This window comes from Ancylobacter sonchi, assembly GCF_018390695.1.
GTDB classification, from domain to species: domain Bacteria; phylum Pseudomonadota; class Alphaproteobacteria; order Rhizobiales; family Xanthobacteraceae; genus Ancylobacter; species Ancylobacter sonchi.
The window spans coordinates 1-15,917 of the sequence record NZ_JAHBGF010000003.1 but is presented as its reverse complement, the minus strand read 5'-3'; the positions used below and the strand labels follow the sequence as shown (position 1 = coordinate 15,917).

Here is a 15,917-nt window from a genome sequence, read left to right as displayed (position 1 = left end):
CATGGCACGTGACACCGTCGACGCCATGGCCGTCACCCTCGCCCGTTCGAATGTCGATCTCGCCGACGAGCGAGCCACCGCCATCTTCCTCCTGGAAGCCGGCTACGACGAGCGGGAGATCGCCCACCACCGGCACGACGCCGCCAGCGCCGCGCGCAGCCGGCGCGCCTCCGACGACATCTGCGCCGGCCTGCCGGCGATGGGAGGCGCCCGTGGCTGACGCTTCCACGCTCTGGCATTTCATCGAGAGCATCAAGGCCGGCGGTCAGATCAGCGGCGTCGATCCGGTTGCGCTCGAAGCCTTCGGCCAGGAGGCCGCCTTCTTCGGCCAGCAGGCGACGGTCGCCGGCGACGAGCATATCGACTTCCAGCTGAGCTACGCGGTCGCCTTCAAGGAGGCGCTGCTGCCGGCATGGTTCTGGCGCACCGGCCACGGCTCGCAGGATCCCGGCTGGGCTCACCTCAACCGCGTACATCCCGATCATTGCGACCGTCTCGACGAAGCGCACGCCGTGTCGACGACGCCGGCCCGCGCCCTCGTCGTTGCGGTGCTGACGGCCCGCCTCGCACTCGCGGAGGCCCGCCATGGATGACGATCAGATCTCAGCAGAGCTGTCCCACATGCTCGATGCCATGAGGCCCCAGTTCCATGAGCAAGTGCAGACCATAGCTTCGCTTGGTCTCCCGCCCACGGCGCTATTGGCCGGCCTGGTTGAAATCGCCGCGATGTGGGCCCGCATGACCGCCGGGTCGCTCGCGGCAATCGAGGGGTTGCCTCACCCCGCTACTCTCTCTGAGGCCGAGCAGACAGCTCTCATCGAAAGGGCCATCGGCCTGATCCGCAGGACCGCGGTTTCCTACAATACCGCCCAGCCGGCTCCCCCCTTCCCGGAGGTGCAGGGGCATGGCTGATCCGGTCAACATCTTCGTCGCCGGCCTCGGCCGGTGTGGCACCACCATGGTGATGACCATGCTCGACCGAGGCGGCTTCCCGGTCGGCGACGTGGCGCCCGACTACGAGACGTTCACACCGATGGTCGCCGGGAAGGTGACCGCCGAAGCGCTCGCTCCGTTGCGCGGCAAGGCGGTGAAATGGCTCGATCCGACCGTCTCGATCGCGCCGGCCGGCACGCGCGCCATATCGATCTGGCTCGACCGGGATTTCACCGAACAGGCGAAGTCGCAGCTGAAGCTCTGCAGCGCGCCGACGTCACGCCGGGCGGTGCGGGCCGTAGCGGCAACGTTGCGCACCGACAGCATCCGCGCCCGAAAGATCGTTGCGGCATGCGGCCCGATCCTCCCGATGTCCTTCGAGCAGATCCTCGCCCAGCCTCTCGTCGAGGCGAAGCGCATCCGCGACTTCCTCGGCAACTTCGACGTGGTGCGCGCCGCGGCGACGGTGCGCCGGCGCGGGCCGGAATGCCTGCCCGACATGATGCTGGAAGCCCGGCTTCTGCGGGAGGCGCTCAATGGCTGACATGGACATTGCCCGCGCCCATGAAATCGTCGCGGCGATCAACGCCCGCAGTCTCGTGACGATCGGCATCGAGCAGCCGCTCGGCTCGCTCGCTGGCGTGACCCTGCTGGAAATGATCGAGGCGAAAGCCGCGGTTGAGCGTGAGAACGTCGCCGCTATTGAGGCGGCCAAGGCGAAGGGCGGCGGCTATTCGATCAACCTGGTGCCCGATGATCGACTGATCGCCGCCACCTACGCGCTCGAGCATTTCACGCCAAGCCGGGAAGCCATCCTGTGCATCCCGGTCAACCACTTCCTCGGCGATCGATTGGTGCTCGCTGTCGTCATCACCGACAGCGCAGACGACGACACCGACGAGGAGCCGTCATGAAGGCGCACATTCTGGCCGCGGCCGAAACCCTGTTGGACGTCCTCATCGCCTGCGGAGGTCTTCTCCTCTGCGACGCTTTCGGCTGGCTGAACTTCACGACGGGCGATGTCGCTCTGTTCGTCGCCACTGGCGCGCTTTTCCGCGTCTACAAGCTCAAGAGAGGCATCCGGCCATGACGCGCAAGCTCGACGTGCGCCTGCACGACACCACTATCGGCATCTGGCAGGACGATCCCAACGATCCGACCTTCAAGACAGAGATCTTCGCCGGCATCCGCGGCCTGCTCTGGCGGCGGGGCTGGACGGTCGGCGAGGATCCGGCCTGCCACTATCGCAGCCTCCGGCCGTCGCGTCGCCTAGCGCGGAAAGGCCGCCTCATCGCTTCGCTGCAGGTCAACGGGCGGCACATCGAATTCGAATGCTGGACGGAGACATGGCCAAAGGACAACCCCAACGGCCATCGGCGCGACTACAATAAGCGCGGGCGGCTCGACTACATCGACAGGCTGCGGCTCGAGGTCGAAGAGCGCGCCATCATCCGCTGGCTGGAGGCTCGCGCCGACGTCACGGTGAGCCGGTCGCGCCCGATGCCATCGACAGGCCGGATCACCGCCCTCGAATTCATCGAGCAGGGTTACGCCGAAAGCTGGCACTCGGACAAAAAACTGGGCCGCCCGGTCCCGACTGCCGACTACAACCGAAAGTCCGCCGACGGCTTCATGCTCGAGCACGGCGCCACCGTCTGGACGACGGATGCCAAGGGCCGGCTGATCCGCGGCACCGTCTTCTACAACATCAACAACATGTGGTGGGTGGTCGCCGGCCCCCACACGCTGCTCAACCAGGGCTCCTTTGAAATCTACGTTGATTGCCCGGAGGACGTCCGTCGCAAGCGGAATGGCCGCGCCCGACGTGTCCGGCTGGAGCGGGAACTCGCCAGCGCCATCCGGCGCAAGGACGCCCCGCGCGCCGCCCTGTTGATCGGAATCCTGTTCGGCGATGAGCCGATCTATCGCATCTGGTCCCGGAAGCACGGGACCTACTACGCCCCGAACTATTGCGGCTACACCAGCGATGAGGTGAGCGCCGGCCGTTACACGCGCGCCGAAGCGCGGCGCGAGGTACGGCGCGTGCCGCACCACCTCCATGCCATCGGACCCGACGGCCAGCGCGAGGATTTCGCGAGCGCAGAGGACGCGGCATGAGCGCGCCCACGCCACGCACCTGGCGCGAGGTGCTCGAATGGCCCGCCGGCGAGCAGCTGTCCGTCGAGCGGATCGAGGCCCGCTATCTCCGGCTCGCCAGCATCGCCGATCCGGATCAGCCGACCGGCAGTGCCGAGGCGAAGGCCGAGCTCGACAACGCGTATGTCGAAGCGCGGCGGGAGCTCGCGCATGGCTGACCATGGCAAGTACTTCTCCGCGCCGATGGTGCGGGCACTCCTCTCCGGCACCAAGACGCAGACGCGACGGGTGCTGAACCCGCAGCCCGCCGCATGGGCTGAGGCGATCGAGTTCGGCCCCTACAAGGGATATGGCAAAGCTCGGTCGCTGATCCAGCGGACGGTCGACGATCAGCGGCAGACCAGCGCGGGGCGTCTCTCGATCGCCGCCGGTGATCGCCTCTGGGTGCGGGAGGCATGGCGGACGCACCGCGATCACGACGATATCGCTCCCCGCGATCTTCTCGATCACTCGCGCTGCTCCATCATCTCCTATGAAGCCGATGAGACGAGCTTCGAGTGGCTCGGGCGCCAGCGAGCTGGCAGGCACATGCCCCGCTGGGCCTCCCGTCTGACGCTGATCGTCACCGACGTCCGCGTGCAGCGGCTTCAGGATATCAGCGAGGAGGACGCTCGGGCAGAAGGAGCCACGCGCCGGCCGAACTGTAGCGGGTTTATGAGCCGCCATGACGGATGGTCGATGGACTGGTCGCCGGTCGGCTCGCCCAGCAGGTGGGCCAGAGACGGTCGCGCCTTGACCGAGGCCGACATCTCGCTCGGCAGCGCGCGCATGGCTTTCGCCTCCTTCATCAATGCGCTTCACGACCCACTGTGGAACCAAAAGGGAGACGGCATCTTCGGCGCCAATCCGTGGGTCGTCGCGTTCACCTTCACCGTCCACCACCAGAACATCGATGCGATGGAGAGGGCGGCTTGAGCATTCACTATCGCCTTTCCAATCCCGCCATGCGCACCGACGGCGCACCGTTGTTCGTGAAGATGCACGAGTGGGCGGAGCCCGGCATGCGCCACGAGCTCGCCCGGTGGTGGACCGCCACGGCATGGGAACACCCGGAACGCTGGCTCACCTGGATCATGCTGAATCCGTCGACCGCCGACGGATCGGTGAACGATCCGACCTTACTGCGGATCATTCACTTCTCCTGGATGTGGGGCTTCGAAGGCCTGACCGTCTTCAACATCTATCCTTGGCGGACGCCATCGCCGCGGGAGCTCGCCCGCACGGTGATCGGCTGGGACGAGCGGCAGGACTGGAGCGTCCGTGATCAGATCTGGTCCAACCATGACCGGATCGCCACCGGGTTGGTGCTCGCCGATGCCGCCATGGTCGCATGGGGCAGCCCGGGTGGCGCCCTCGGCGCCGAGACCGATGGCTGGATCGAGAGCCTGTTCGACACCATCAACAATCCGGACGGCCCGCGCCAGGAGACGCTGACGCTCTGGTGCCTCGGCCGGACGAAAAGCGGCGCACCGATCCACCCGATGGCGCGCGGCAAGCACCGCATCGCGAACGATGCCCGCCCGATCCCCTTCCCCAATCCCGGCACGATTTCCTTCGGCGAGGACGCAGCATGAGCACCGAGATCTCGGTCGCGACGCTTCTTGATGGCCCCGAACCCGGCATCCGCCTGACGGTTCGGACGAGCGTCGGATCCATGGACGAACACATCACCGTTTGCGACCTCAGCGCGGACGCTGCGGGTCTGCTCTTCACCGCTCTCAGGGGCCACCTTGACCGCCTTTCGCGTCTCCGCGACCTCAATGAAAAACTCGGCCGGGTTCATGCCGAGCGTGACCGTCTGCTCGCAGACGCGCGGGGCGCATCGCGATGAACGCGCCCCTCTCCTATCGCCAGTTCCTCGAAGCCAAGATGAAGGTGGCGCCGTCGACGGGCATCACGGTGCCGCTGGCGGCCATCAATCCCGAGCTCAAGGACTTCACCCGGGCGATCGTGCAATGGGCCGTAGCCGGCGGCCGCCGCGCCATCTTCGCGTCGTTCGGCCTGCACAAAACGGCGACGCAGATCGAGGCCTGCCGGCTGCTGATGGCCCGCACCGGCGGCCGGGCGCTGATCGTTCTGCCGCTCGGCGTGCGGCAGGAATTCTTCCGTGAGGCTCGCGAGCGCTTCCACGGCGCCTACGGCGTCAGCCTGAAATTCATCCGCTCGGCGGAGGAGATGGATGGCGACGGGCACATCTACCTGACGAACTACGAGACGATCCGCGAGGGGAAGCTCGACCCGAACCTGTTCGACATCGCCAGCCTGGACGAGGCGTCGGTGCTGCGCAGCTTCGGCTCGAAGACCTTCCAGACGTTCCTTGCCCTGTTCGACAAGGTCCGATTCCGCTTCGTCGCCACCGCCACGCCGTCACCCAACCGCTTCAAGGAACTAATCCACTATGCCGGCTTCCTCGGCGTGATGGACACCGGCCAGGCGCTGACGCGCTTCTTCCAGCGCAATTCGGAGAAGGCCGGCGACCTCACGCTCTATCCGCACAAGGAGCATGAGTTCTGGATCTGGGTATCGACCTGGGCGGTGTTCCTGCAAAAGCCCTCGGACCTCGGCTTTTCCGATGACGGCTACGACCTGCCGCCGCTGAAAGTCCGCTGGCACGAGGTGCCGGTGCAGCTGATCGGCGCCAACGCCGATCGCGACGGGCAGATGGCGCTGATCCGGCCGGAGGCGAAGGGCCTCAATGAGGAGGCGCGCGAGCGGCGCGCCGCGCTGCCGGCGTCGATCGCCCGCCTGCAGGAGCTCGTCGCCGCCGATCCGGACAGCCACCGCGTCATCTGGCACGACCTCGAAGACGAGCGCCGCGCGATCGAGAAAGCGCTGCCCGGCGTCGTCTCCATCTACGGCACGCAGCCGATCGACGAGCGCGAGCCGCTGATCATGGAGTTCTGCGACGGCGGAATCCGCCACCTCGCCGCCAAGCCGATCATGCTCGGCTCGGGCTGCAACATGCAGCGGCATTGCCACAAGGCGGTGTTTCTCGGCGTCGGACACAAGTTCAACGACTTCATCCAGGCGATCCATCGCATCCAGCGGTTCGGTCAGCCCTTCGAGGTCGAGATCGACGTCATCTATCCCGAGAGCATGCGACCGGCGCGCCGCGACCTCGAGGCGAAATGGGCGCGCCACGAGGAGATGGCGGCGCGCATGAGCGAGATCATCCGCAAATACGGCCTCAGCCAGGCCGGCATGGCCGACGTGCTGAAGCGCTCCATTGGCGTGCAGCGCATCGAGGCCAGCGGCGAAGGCTGGATCGTGGCCAACAACGACTGCGTCGAGGAATGCCGCGGCATGCAGGCCGACAGCGTCGACCTCATCGTCACGTCGATCCCCTTCAGCAACCACTACGAATACACGCCGACCTATGACGACTTCGGCCACACCGAGGACGACGCGCATTTCTTCGAGCAGATGGACTTCCTGACGCCGGAGCTCCTCCGGATCCTGAAGCCCGGCCGGGAATGCTGCGTCCACGTGAAGGACCGGATCCTGTTCGGCTCTGTCACCGGCGCTGGCACGCCGACGGTGAACCCCTTCCACATGAAGACCACCCTCCACTTCATGCATCGCGGCTTCGCCTACATGGGCATGGTCACGATCGACACCGACGTGGTGCGCGAGAACAACCAGACCTATCGGCTTGGCTGGACGGAGAATTCCAAGGACAGCACCAAGATGGGCTTCGGCTGCCCGGAATATCTGCTGGTGTTCCGCAAGCTCCCGACCGATCGGTCACGCTCCTATGCCGACGAGCGTGTGACGAAGGAAATGCCCCGCGTCGAGATGCTCGACGGCCGCATCGTCGAGTTCGACGACAAGGGCCGGCCGGTGCCTGGCACGGGCTATAGCAGGGCTCGCTGGCAGACCGATGCCCACGGCCGCTGGCGCTCCAGCGGCAACCGGCTGGCCACCGCCGACGAGATCGCCGCCATGGATCCGGACGTCATCGGCAAGGTGTTCAAGCGCTTCAGCTTGGAGACCGTCTACGACTACGAGACGCACGTCCGGATCGGCGAGCAGCTGGACTATCGCGGCGTCCTGCCGGCGACCTTCATGGCGCTCTGGCCGGCCAGCACCCGGCCGGACGTCTGGCACGACGTCGATCGCATGCGCACGCTCAACACCATGCAGGCGTCAGCCGGCCGGGAGCTCCATGTCTGCCCGCTGCAATTCGACGTCGTCGATCGGTGCATCAATCGTTTCTCCGCCCCGGGCGAGCTCGTCTTCGATCCCTTCGGCGGGCTGTTCACCGTGCCCTATCGCGCCATGCATTTCGGGCGCCGCGGCCGCGCCGTCGAGCTCCACCCGGAATACTTCGTCGACGGTATCAAGCACCTGGAGGCGAAGGAGCGGGAGAAGGCGACGCCGTCGCTGTTCGACTTCCTCGCCGCTGGCGATCAGCCGGAGGCGGCGGAGTGAAAGACGTCCGATGCATCATGATAATGCGCCAATGCCAAACCCGCTGCGGCGGCAGCCATCGAAGCCGCGGAATGCAACTTCTCCACGTCTGTAACGCTAAAAATTCGGCCCGTAGGGCTGAAATTTTCACGCATCACGTTTTGCAGCTGTTCGTCCGTAACGATACAAGCGCGCAACGCGGGTATAACTTCATACGGACTAACGGAAAAAGTAACCTCAACGTCACGCCAATTCGGCGACAGAGCCGGCAAAACTGTCATGGCCTTAAGGGCTTCGCGCAACGCAGACACAGTTTCACCGTTGAAAATCATGTCTATTGCAATCGGCCGCGTAGCTGCCGCAATTTCTTCTGCGGTTTGCTTGAGGTGGGACGCAAATCCCCGCTGAATCCGTCCGGCATGACGCCTCTGCTCGTTAGAGGCTCGCCGCCCGTCTTCGATCTGCCGCTCAACACTTATCCACGCCACGGCCGCAGCAACGAGCGTCATCAACCCTCCCGAAAACCCGCCCCAAAATCCGAGCCAAGCGGCCCGCGCTTCGCTGGCTTCAACCCATTTGGCCGCATCGTCGAAAAGCGTTGCGAGCAAAACAAGGCCGAGACACACCCCCAAGGCCACGCCGGCGCCAAGCGCGCCCAAACTGCCATTCAGTTTTGGTTTCCACATACCGCGAGGCTGCACGGTCGCCCTCAGGTTGTCGAGAGGCATGCAGCATGAGCGACGTCGAAATCCGCCACTTCCACATCTGCTGCGGCCTCGGCGGCGGAGCCAAGGGCTTCAACCGCGGCCGTGCGCGCGTCGGCATGATGAATGCCCGCTTCCGCTGCATCGGCGGCGTCGACAGCGACGCGGCGGCGATCCGGGATTTCACCCGCGCCGCCGGCGTGCAGGGCACCGTGCTCAACCTGTTCAGCACCGAGCAGTATATCGACTTCCACGATCGGCCGCCGCCGGCGGACTGGCGCGAAGCCACAACGGACGACATGCGGCGTGCCGCCCATGGCGAGCGGCCGCACATTGTGTTCGCCTCCTTCCCGTGCAAGGGCTTCTCCGGCCTGCTGTCGGAGACCAAGAGCCTCACCAAGAAGTACAAAGCGCTCAACAGCCTTAGTTTCCGCGGCCTCTGGCTCGCACTCGAGGCATGGAAGGACGATCCGCCGGAGTTCTTCATCTTCGAGAACGTGCCGCGCATCGCCACGCGCGGCCGGCATTTCGTCGATCAGCTCATCGCGCTGCTGCGCAGCTATGGCTATGTCGTCGCCGAGACGACGCACGACTGCGGGGTGATCGGCGGGCTCGGGCAGAGCCGGAAGCGCTTCTTGATGGTCGCCCGGCACGCCAAGAAGGTGCCGCCCTTCCTCTACGAACCGCCAAAGCGCCGGCTGCGCGGCGTCGGCGAGATCCTCGAAAAGCTTCCGCTTCCCGGTGATGAGGAGCGCGGTGGCCCGATGCATCGCATCCCGTCGCTGCAGTGGAAGACGTGGGTGCGCCTCGCCTTCGTTGAGGCCGGCTCGGACTGGCGGTCGCTGAACCGGCTGGCGATCGCCGACGGAGTGCTGCGCGACTATGGCATCGCGCCCGATACCGGATGGCAGGCGGGCGTCCTCGGCGTCCAGCCGTGGAACCGGCACAGCGGCACCGTGACCGGGCGTGGCAGCCCGACCAACGGGACGTTCGCCGTCGCGGATCCTCGCGCGCCGGACGGTGCCCTGCAGTATGGCAACTTCGGCGTCCGGGATTGGGCGCTGCCGACCGGCGCCGTGATCAATGTGAAGTCGCCCGGCCAGGGCGGGTTCGCCGTCTCGGATCCTCGGCTCGAGGGCACGCCCCGCTTCAACAACACCTTCCGCATCGTCGGCTTCGGCGACCACTCTCCCGCAGTCGCCGGCCCGGGCGGCCCTGCCGGCGGGCTGGCCGTGGCGGATCCGCGGCCATCCGACCGCGACGACTACAAGCAGACAAAATACCGCGTGACCCGCATGGACGAGGCGTCGGGCGTCGTCATCAGTGCGTCGACTACCGGCAACGGCGCCTTCGCGGTCGCCGATCCCCGCACCGGCTGGCCGGACGCCGCTCACCAGAACAAGATGGCGGTGCAGGACTGGGATGATCCGTCGAAGGCGGTCATCGGCTCGGATCGCGTGGGCTCGGGTGCCCTTTGCGTCGCGGATCCTCGCCCCGGCTTCGGCCCGTCGACGCACCACAACATCCTGCAGGTCCACCAGTGGGAAGAACCGGGCAAGACGGTCACGGTCGGGACGCACCCGAGCGGCGGCGCGCTTTGCGTCGCCGATCCCCGGCCAGCGGCGTTGAGCCGCGAGGACCGCACCGAATATCTGACCGGCGGGCACTATGGCGTCACCGGCTGGGATCAGTCCAGCGGCGCGGTGCCGGCCTTCGCCAAGAACAACAACGGCAACTGGTCCGTCGCGGATCCTCGGGAGCCGGAAACCGCTCTCGCGGCGATCGAGGCCCTGCCGGAGGCGAGCACCAACCTCGTCGCGATCATCCGCGCGCTCGATGGAACCTGGCACCGGCCGTTCACGACGCTCGAGCTCGCCGCCCTTCAGAGCCTCGTTGATCCCGAGACGCTTTTCACCCTGGAAGGCCGGTCAGATTCAGCATGGCGCGAGCGCATCGGCAACGCCGTGCCGCCTGACGCCGCGGCGGCCATCGCCTCCGTGATGGGCCGCACTCTGCTGCTCGCCTGGGCCGGCGAGAGCTTCATGCTCTCCGCCGATCCGATCTGGGTTCAGCCGCTCACCGTCGCCCTGTCCGTCGATATCCCGAACATCGAAGGAGAGCTGTCGTGAAAGCGCTCACCATCTGGCAGCCATGGGCGAGCCTGATCCTCCATGGCTGGAAGCCCTACGAGTTCCGCGGCTGGCCGGCGCCGGTAAACCTGCGCGGCCAGCGCATCGCCATCCATGCCGGCGCTCGCCCGTTGAAGGTGTCAGAGGTCGCCGACCTCATCATGCGGCTGAAGGGGCCGCAGGCCTGGACGACCTGCCTCAAGCCGGAGGCGCTCGACTTCCTCGAGCGGGTGAAGCTGTCCCCGGGCGCCCTGCCGCTCTCGCATGTGCTGTGCACCGTCGAGCTCGGCACGCCGGTCCGGTCCTGGGAGATCGTTGGCGAATTCGGCGGCGTCATCAACGACAGCGACCGGGACAATCACTGCAACTGGGCATGGCCGGTCTCGAAGATCGAGCCCCTCGCGCCGCCGGTGCCGGCGAAGGGCGCGCAGGGCTTCTGGAACTGGGCGGGCCAGCCATGATCATCAAGCACATCGAGGGCGCCACACGCGTGCTGGGCAAGAGCCAAGGCTACCTCGGCCTGCCGATCCGCGACGAGATGATCGTCTGCACCGTCAACGGTCCCGAGACGCCGAGCATGGTGACGGCTTGGGAGCCAACGCCGGATGAACTCGCCCGCCTCAATGCCGGCGCGCCCGTCCTGCTTCGCGTGCTCGGCGACGGACACCCGCCGGTGATGATCTCCGTCGGCGCCCCCTCATTGGACAACGCCAATGGGGCGCGGGAGGACGATCCGGGGTTCGACGCTGCGCGAATTGCGCAAGTGATCGAAGAAGAAGGCGCAGACGGCGCGGCGTGCGGGTGGAAGCCCTGCACCGGCTGCCACGAAACGAACGAGGGTGCATCAACAGGGCACTACCCCCGCAGCAAGGCGTTCGGCTGTGAGGTCGGGGCCGGCTGCCGTGAGTGCGGCGGGCTCGGCGTCGTATGGGAGCACTGGTCTGCGCGCGATCTTGAGGAGATGGCGAAGGACTTGGACGCCACCTCCGCGGCCCCCCAGCAGCCGGCCGGATCGGCACGGCCGGTCGCCCAGAGCGTAGAGACTCGCTTCGATGCGGCAATGGCTGAGCCCGGGCGCTGGCGCGTCATCATGGCCGGCGCTCGCTTCCGTCTGCCGGTGCGGGAGCGGCGGACCAGAGCCAACTGGGATTTGGCCAAGGACGTCTTTGGCCTCGGCAGCACCTTCGCCTGCATTCTGTGCCGGCGCATCGGCCTCGATCCGGACGCCACATCATGAGCCATGGCACCCATCCGAGCATCACCGCCTATCGCTCCGGCCAATGTCGAAACGACGAGCGCGCTCTCAGCCACACTTATGCGGAAACCGGCGGCGGCGATCTGCTGCCCATGTGCGGATACGGCTGGAACCGTAGCGACGGCGAGCGTCTCAGCATCTTTCGAGGCTGGTACGGCACCGAGGGCGATTGCAAGCTGTGTCAGCGCAATCTGCGCGCTGGGCGCGCGCCCCATCCCGGTCCCTTCCCCCACAAGACGAGGTGGCTGTGATGAGCACCCCTTCCAACGCGCCCGCAATCGATGCCGTGAAGGTCGCAAGGGAGGCTGTGGCAACCGATCCGTATTGGACATCCCCCTCTCATGTCGAAGCCGTTCTCAACGGGGATTACGACAATTTCTCAGCTGTAAAGCTCGCGCTACTTGGCGCCCGCGCCATGGCCGCAACCCTTGCCGCGCAGGCGCCGGGGGCGGTGAAGGTGCGGGAGTTGGCCGACATCGACTGGCGTAAAGAGATGGTCGATGCCTTCTACAAGGCCGACCCGTTCGGCGCGCCGATCCGCCTCGCCCATGTCGCTCAAGCAAGGATCGAGGAAGTCCTGTCCGCCCTCTCCGCCACCCCGCCGGAGGACTGCAATCTGATCGTGTCTGAAGAGGATGCGAACATCCTCATCGCTCGCGGCTACGCCGAGCGCTGGTCGGTCGAAGAGAGCGGCGAGCCGGATCGTCTGAGGCCCGCCACCCCCGCGCCCTCCCAGCAGCCGATATCGTCGCGCGAACTGATCAAGAGGTGTGGCGGCGATCCCGACGCGCCTTTCGAGGTCGGTGCGTTCCCGCCTGAGATGCGCGAAAAGTCGCTTGAACAGCAGCCGGCAGGCGAGGCGGGCGGGCTGGTGGAAGTTGAGCGCGTCGAGTGCGTGGACATGTCGACAGGCATCGAAGAGCCGGCCGACCCTATCTGGCGCATCGTGATCAACAATTACTGCGCAGACTTCGAGACCTTCGGCGCCGCCGACAATTTCGCCAAACAGATTAACAGCCAGCGCGAAGCCGACGCCGCCCGCATCGCCGAATTGGAGGCCGAGCGGGACGAGGCTGTGAACTGGTCTCACGTTGTAGAACGTCATGGCGTCGATGGTTTTGACGCTCTCGCCGAAACATGGCTCGCAATGGAGCCAATCAAGCGCATGAACAACGCGGTCACATCGGTCTTCGCCAAGTGGGCGAACGACGATTTGATGAAGCGGTTCAAGGCTCACATCACCAGTGCAATGCATCAATCCTTCGTCGAAGGCGCGCTCGTCGGCGTGAGGGCGGAGATGGTCAATTCCAAAGCCGCCGAAGCCCGCGCCGCCAAGGCCGACGCCGACGTGGTGCGGAAGGATGCGCGGATCGCGGAGTTGGAGCGGCAGGTCTACGTGCCGGGCCTGTGGCGCTGCGCACGGTGCAATTTCTCTCTGCTCCAAGCCAATCTGAACGCCTGCGACGGGTCGGTAACGGCTCGCGATCAGCCCGGCGATAAATGCCCCAACTGCGACAGCCCTTTGTGGCGCGTCACCGAACGACAAGCCGGCAACGAGATGGTCGACCGGGCTGAGGAATATCTCGCGCGCGCTACGAAGGCGGCGGCCGAGCGGGACGTCCGGGAGCACATCGGCGCCCAGCTGGCGAACATCGTGAGCAACACCGTGAAACGCTACCACGCGCACGAACAGGCCACCGCCCGACAGGTTTTGCGCGATTGGGACGACCGGCGCAGCGCGGCATTGGGCAGGGGGTGAGCGAGATGGCGAAGCTCTCGGAAGCCCAATTCCAAGTACTCGACATGGTTCGAGGTCGAGACGGCTATTTCTCTGCATGGGTGCTTGGCACAGCGACATGCGAGGCCTTGCGCAAGCGCGGGCTCGTGACGAATAGCTTCGGAGATGCCCCGTTCCGTCGAGGCTGGGACCGCAACAACGGTCAGGTCTGGATTACCGAATCCGGCCGCCAAGCCCTCGCCACCCAAGAGCAGGATTGCCCCGATGAAAGGCGGTAAGTGGAAACAGGTCCCGGTCGATCCGGAGCACCATCAGGTGGTGGCTGGTTCACGAGCCTGCTCGTTCCTGACGCACGAGGGTGTGGAGGCTATCTATTGCGCAATGGTCGCCGCCGCTCGCACTGACGCAGCAATCTGCGAGCGCTGCCATATCGACTTGGCCGGACCTTACGATTGCGGGGTCGAAGGGTTCCCATGCCTCAGCAGCGAACTGTTCGGAGAAGGGGCGTCACCCGCCGCAGCCCCCGCGCCTGCCGCCCAGCCCGTGCTACACTCCAATTCTCGTCAGCAGGAGCCCTCCGATGCGCAACATCCAGTTCGACATGGACCCGGAACTGCCGGAGGGCACGGGGATCATTTCGAACGGCTGGGACCGAGCGGAACAAGTTCAAGTTCCGCCGACATCGCCGCTGCCGGAATGGGTGACGAAGGTCACGTTGTCGGTGGAGGACTACGGGCGGATGCTGGCAGCGCGAGCTCAGCCGAGCCGGTAGCACCCACCGACGCAGAGGCGGTGCGGCGGGCGGCGCTGGAGGAGGCGGCTCAGGAAGCCGACCAATACGATCAGGGTCCGGGCGACGACACGCCGATGGGCCCGATCATGGCCGCGCAGGTCGAAATGGCACAGCGGATCGCCGCAGCCATTCGAGCCCGCAAAGGCGAGCCTCCGGCGAAAGCAGGCTGCGAATGACGGCCCCCCATCGCGTTCGCCTTACCAAAATCGACGGCCGTACGGTCGTGCCGGCCGGCGCCGTCCGCGTCGATCGCGGCAGCCGGTGGCGCCCGCCGTTCTGGCTGGACCATCCGTTCGTCGACTTCCTCATCAGCTGGAAGAGGCTGATCGACAACCGCGACAGCCGATACGCCATGCTCGCGCACGGCTATCGCCTCTGGATTGGACGGGATTATTTCGAAGGCCTCATATGGGACGCCTTCACCTCACGGTGGTTCGATCAGAAGCCGCCGGCGGCACCCACGGAAGACGAGATCCAGCACCGCTTGGGCGGACGGGTGCTCGCCGACTGGCCGGAGCTCGGCATTCCCTGCCTTGGCGACGTGCTGCTCAGCATTGCGAACCGCCGTGAGGACGGGTCGCTGTTTCCCACTGCATCGGATGGGTTTCGGCCAAAAGCCCGCCCTCTTACAGAGGGGGAGCTCGCCAGCCATCGCCGCGTGATGGCGTATACCAACGCCAAGTATGCGTGGTGACGGGCCATGGCGCACCGCATCTCCTCTGGAATCCCCCCTCGACAGAAGAACGACCGGCCCAAGAAGGCGCGCCGCGTGGCGCCCGAGCGCGGCCGCCTCGAGGATCCTCTCCACCTGGCATTGCTTCGGCAGTTGCCCTGCCTGGTGAGCGGACGAACTCCCGCCGGCGAGGCCGCCCATATCCGCTTTGCTAGCGCCATGTTCCACAAGCCGGTGACCGGCATCAGCATCAAGCCCGACGACAAATGGGCGGTTCCGCTCAGCGCCTGGTTCCATACCGTCAGCCGCGATGCCCAGCATCGACATGGCGAGGAAGGTTGGTGGGAGGACCGCGGCATCAATCCGCTCGTGGTCGCCTCGAACCTCTTTGCCGCCTCGGTGGCGCTCCGCGACGCCCGCGTCGCCGAGGCCGAGATCGTCGAACGGTTGACGGCGATCGTCGAAGAGGCTCGGCGCGCGGCATGCTGACGGATCCCGCCTCTCCCATTCACACGACATGGCGGCGCCGCCGGCGGATCGATCCCGATCCGTCGGACGCGGTCATCCGGGAATGTCTGATCGCGGCCGCCGAGCTCGTCGACCGTCACGGGGAGCAGTTGCGCCCCCTGCTGGTCTTTTTCGAGTCCCTGTATCGGAACCGCACAGGGAGGGGTACCGAAGCCGAGCGAATCCGTGCATTAATTGAGTCCGCATGATGCACAAAATGGCGCACAAATGGAGTACATTTCCGCCCACGCGCCCCGAGCCAACACCGCCAACCTATTGTTTTTACGTTATATTTTATCGTGACCCAACCGAGCCGAGTCCTGCTCAGGGAGCCATCACCTTCTTCTCAGGTGATTTCAGTCACTCTCATCCGGCGTCATTAGCGGTTGAAATCGCTGGATAATCCGCCCGCGCAATCTCTCGCGGGCTCGCAATTCGTCTAACCCGATATCGCTGCATCTCACGATTTTGTTGGCCTTGATGTTGGCCTCAGGCCTGTGTTTGCTGGCCTTTGGCCTGCTCCCTGGAAAGTGGTCCTCCGTGAAGTAGGCTTTCGGGCCTTTGGAGGATGGCGCCATGGCGCAGAAGAAGCATAAGCCTGAAGAGATTGTCGCGAAG

Annotated in this window: 24 protein-coding genes; 22 read left to right on the top strand and 2 right to left on the bottom strand. The window is 65.8% G+C overall.

Going from position 1 to position 15,917, the window contains the following annotated elements; translation table 11 throughout:
- Position 1: 1 nt before the first annotated feature.
- The 12 genes from KHC28_RS00205 to KHC28_RS00150 are packed head-to-tail and all read left to right on the top strand — an operon-like array spanning position 2 to position 7,521.
- Positions 2-220 (top strand): hypothetical protein, encoded by a 219-nt coding sequence (locus KHC28_RS00205; protein WP_214006331.1) that lies wholly within the window; start codon positions 2-4, stop codon positions 218-220.
- Complete coding sequence (locus tag KHC28_RS00200; protein WP_214006330.1) at positions 213-593, top strand: hypothetical protein; 381 nt, start codon at positions 213-215, stop codon at positions 591-593. Before KHC28_RS00205 ends, KHC28_RS00200 begins: the two co-directional genes overlap by 8 nt.
- Entirely contained in the window at positions 586-912 is a 327-nt protein-coding gene (locus tag KHC28_RS00195) for a hypothetical protein (RefSeq protein WP_214006329.1), read from the top strand. Before KHC28_RS00200 ends, KHC28_RS00195 begins: the two co-directional genes overlap by 8 nt.
- The gene (locus KHC28_RS00190; RefSeq protein WP_214006328.1) at positions 905-1,477 is read left to right on the top strand and encodes a sulfotransferase family protein; all 573 of its coding nucleotides are present in this window, start codon (positions 905-907) and stop codon (positions 1,475-1,477) included. The genes KHC28_RS00195 and KHC28_RS00190 overlap by 8 nt, the downstream gene beginning before the upstream one ends.
- Positions 1,470-1,847 carry a hypothetical protein gene (locus KHC28_RS00185; RefSeq protein ID WP_214006327.1) on the top strand — a complete coding sequence of 126 codons (378 nt, stop codon included), beginning with the start codon at positions 1,470-1,472 and terminating at the stop codon, positions 1,845-1,847. Before KHC28_RS00190 ends, KHC28_RS00185 begins: the two co-directional genes overlap by 8 nt.
- Positions 1,844-2,023: a hypothetical protein gene (locus KHC28_RS00180; protein ID WP_214006326.1), complete on the top strand. Its 180-nt coding sequence runs from the start codon at positions 1,844-1,846 to the stop codon at positions 2,021-2,023. Before KHC28_RS00185 ends, KHC28_RS00180 begins: the two co-directional genes overlap by 4 nt.
- A complete protein-coding gene (locus KHC28_RS00175; protein WP_214006325.1) occupies positions 2,020-3,051 on the top strand; it encodes a hypothetical protein in 1,032 nt (343 codons plus the stop codon). The genes KHC28_RS00180 and KHC28_RS00175 overlap by 4 nt, the downstream gene beginning before the upstream one ends.
- Positions 3,048-3,248 (top strand): molybdopterin-binding protein, encoded by a 201-nt coding sequence (locus KHC28_RS00170; protein WP_214006324.1) that lies wholly within the window; start codon positions 3,048-3,050, stop codon positions 3,246-3,248. Before KHC28_RS00175 ends, KHC28_RS00170 begins: the two co-directional genes overlap by 4 nt.
- Positions 3,241-4,005: an ASCH domain-containing protein gene (locus KHC28_RS00165; RefSeq protein ID WP_214006323.1), complete on the top strand. Its 765-nt coding sequence runs from the start codon at positions 3,241-3,243 to the stop codon at positions 4,003-4,005. Before KHC28_RS00170 ends, KHC28_RS00165 begins: the two co-directional genes overlap by 8 nt.
- 29 nt (positions 4,006-4,034) lie before the next feature.
- On the top strand, positions 4,035-4,664 hold the full coding sequence (locus tag KHC28_RS00160) for a DUF1643 domain-containing protein (protein WP_214006322.1): 630 nt from the start codon (positions 4,035-4,037) through the stop codon (positions 4,662-4,664).
- Entirely contained in the window at positions 4,661-4,921 is a 261-nt protein-coding gene (locus KHC28_RS00155; RefSeq protein ID WP_214006321.1) for a hypothetical protein, read from the top strand. Before KHC28_RS00160 ends, KHC28_RS00155 begins: the two co-directional genes overlap by 4 nt.
- Positions 4,918-7,521: a DNA methyltransferase gene (locus KHC28_RS00150; RefSeq protein ID WP_214006320.1), complete on the top strand. Its 2,604-nt coding sequence runs from the start codon at positions 4,918-4,920 to the stop codon at positions 7,519-7,521. The genes KHC28_RS00155 and KHC28_RS00150 overlap by 4 nt, the downstream gene beginning before the upstream one ends.
- Here KHC28_RS00150 and KHC28_RS00145 read toward each other — a convergent pair.
- Positions 7,500-8,228 (bottom strand): hypothetical protein, encoded by a 729-nt coding sequence (locus KHC28_RS00145; RefSeq protein WP_214006319.1) that lies wholly within the window; start codon positions 8,226-8,228, stop codon positions 7,500-7,502. The two genes, KHC28_RS00150 and KHC28_RS00145, sit on opposite strands and share 22 nt — an antisense overlap.
- A gap of 5 nt (positions 8,229-8,233) precedes the next feature.
- Between KHC28_RS00145 and KHC28_RS00140 the strand changes: the two genes are divergently transcribed.
- The 10 genes from KHC28_RS00140 (at position 8,234) to KHC28_RS00095 (ending at position 15,508) form a co-directional block, all read left to right on the top strand.
- Positions 8,234-10,333, top strand: a complete 2,100-nt coding sequence (locus KHC28_RS00140) for a DNA cytosine methyltransferase (RefSeq protein ID WP_214006318.1) — start codon at positions 8,234-8,236, stop codon at positions 10,331-10,333.
- Positions 10,330-10,794, top strand: a complete 465-nt coding sequence (locus KHC28_RS00135; protein WP_214006317.1) for an ASCH domain-containing protein — start codon at positions 10,330-10,332, stop codon at positions 10,792-10,794. The genes KHC28_RS00140 and KHC28_RS00135 overlap by 4 nt, the downstream gene beginning before the upstream one ends.
- Positions 10,791-11,570, top strand: a complete 780-nt coding sequence (locus tag KHC28_RS27140; protein ID WP_246564102.1) for a hypothetical protein — start codon at positions 10,791-10,793, stop codon at positions 11,568-11,570. Before KHC28_RS00135 ends, KHC28_RS27140 begins: the two co-directional genes overlap by 4 nt.
- Positions 11,567-11,839, top strand: a complete 273-nt coding sequence (locus tag KHC28_RS00125) for a hypothetical protein (RefSeq protein WP_214006316.1) — start codon at positions 11,567-11,569, stop codon at positions 11,837-11,839. Before KHC28_RS27140 ends, KHC28_RS00125 begins: the two co-directional genes overlap by 4 nt.
- The gene (locus KHC28_RS00120; protein ID WP_214006315.1) at positions 11,839-13,347 is read left to right on the top strand and encodes a hypothetical protein; all 1,509 of its coding nucleotides are present in this window, start codon (positions 11,839-11,841) and stop codon (positions 13,345-13,347) included. Before KHC28_RS00125 ends, KHC28_RS00120 begins: the two co-directional genes overlap by 1 nt.
- A gap of 5 nt (positions 13,348-13,352) precedes the next feature.
- Positions 13,353-13,604, top strand: a complete 252-nt coding sequence (locus KHC28_RS00115) for a hypothetical protein (RefSeq protein WP_214006314.1) — start codon at positions 13,353-13,355, stop codon at positions 13,602-13,604.
- A gap of 302 nt (positions 13,605-13,906) precedes the next feature.
- Positions 13,907-14,098: a hypothetical protein gene (locus tag KHC28_RS00110; protein ID WP_214006313.1), complete on the top strand. Its 192-nt coding sequence runs from the start codon at positions 13,907-13,909 to the stop codon at positions 14,096-14,098.
- A 193-nt stretch (positions 14,099-14,291) separates the two neighbouring features.
- The gene (locus KHC28_RS00105; protein WP_214006312.1) at positions 14,292-14,813 is read left to right on the top strand and encodes a hypothetical protein; all 522 of its coding nucleotides are present in this window, start codon (positions 14,292-14,294) and stop codon (positions 14,811-14,813) included.
- Positions 14,814-14,819: 6 nt separating this feature from the next.
- A complete protein-coding gene (locus KHC28_RS00100) occupies positions 14,820-15,281 on the top strand; it encodes a hypothetical protein (RefSeq protein WP_214006311.1) in 462 nt (153 codons plus the stop codon).
- Positions 15,275-15,508: a hypothetical protein gene (locus KHC28_RS00095; protein WP_214006310.1), complete on the top strand. Its 234-nt coding sequence runs from the start codon at positions 15,275-15,277 to the stop codon at positions 15,506-15,508. The genes KHC28_RS00100 and KHC28_RS00095 overlap by 7 nt, the downstream gene beginning before the upstream one ends.
- 147 nt (positions 15,509-15,655) lie before the next feature.
- On the opposite strand, the gene KHC28_RS00090 is transcribed toward KHC28_RS00095, so the two are convergent.
- Positions 15,656-15,917 (bottom strand): hypothetical protein (locus KHC28_RS00090; protein ID WP_214006309.1); only part of this gene is annotated, 262 nt, incomplete at its 5' end.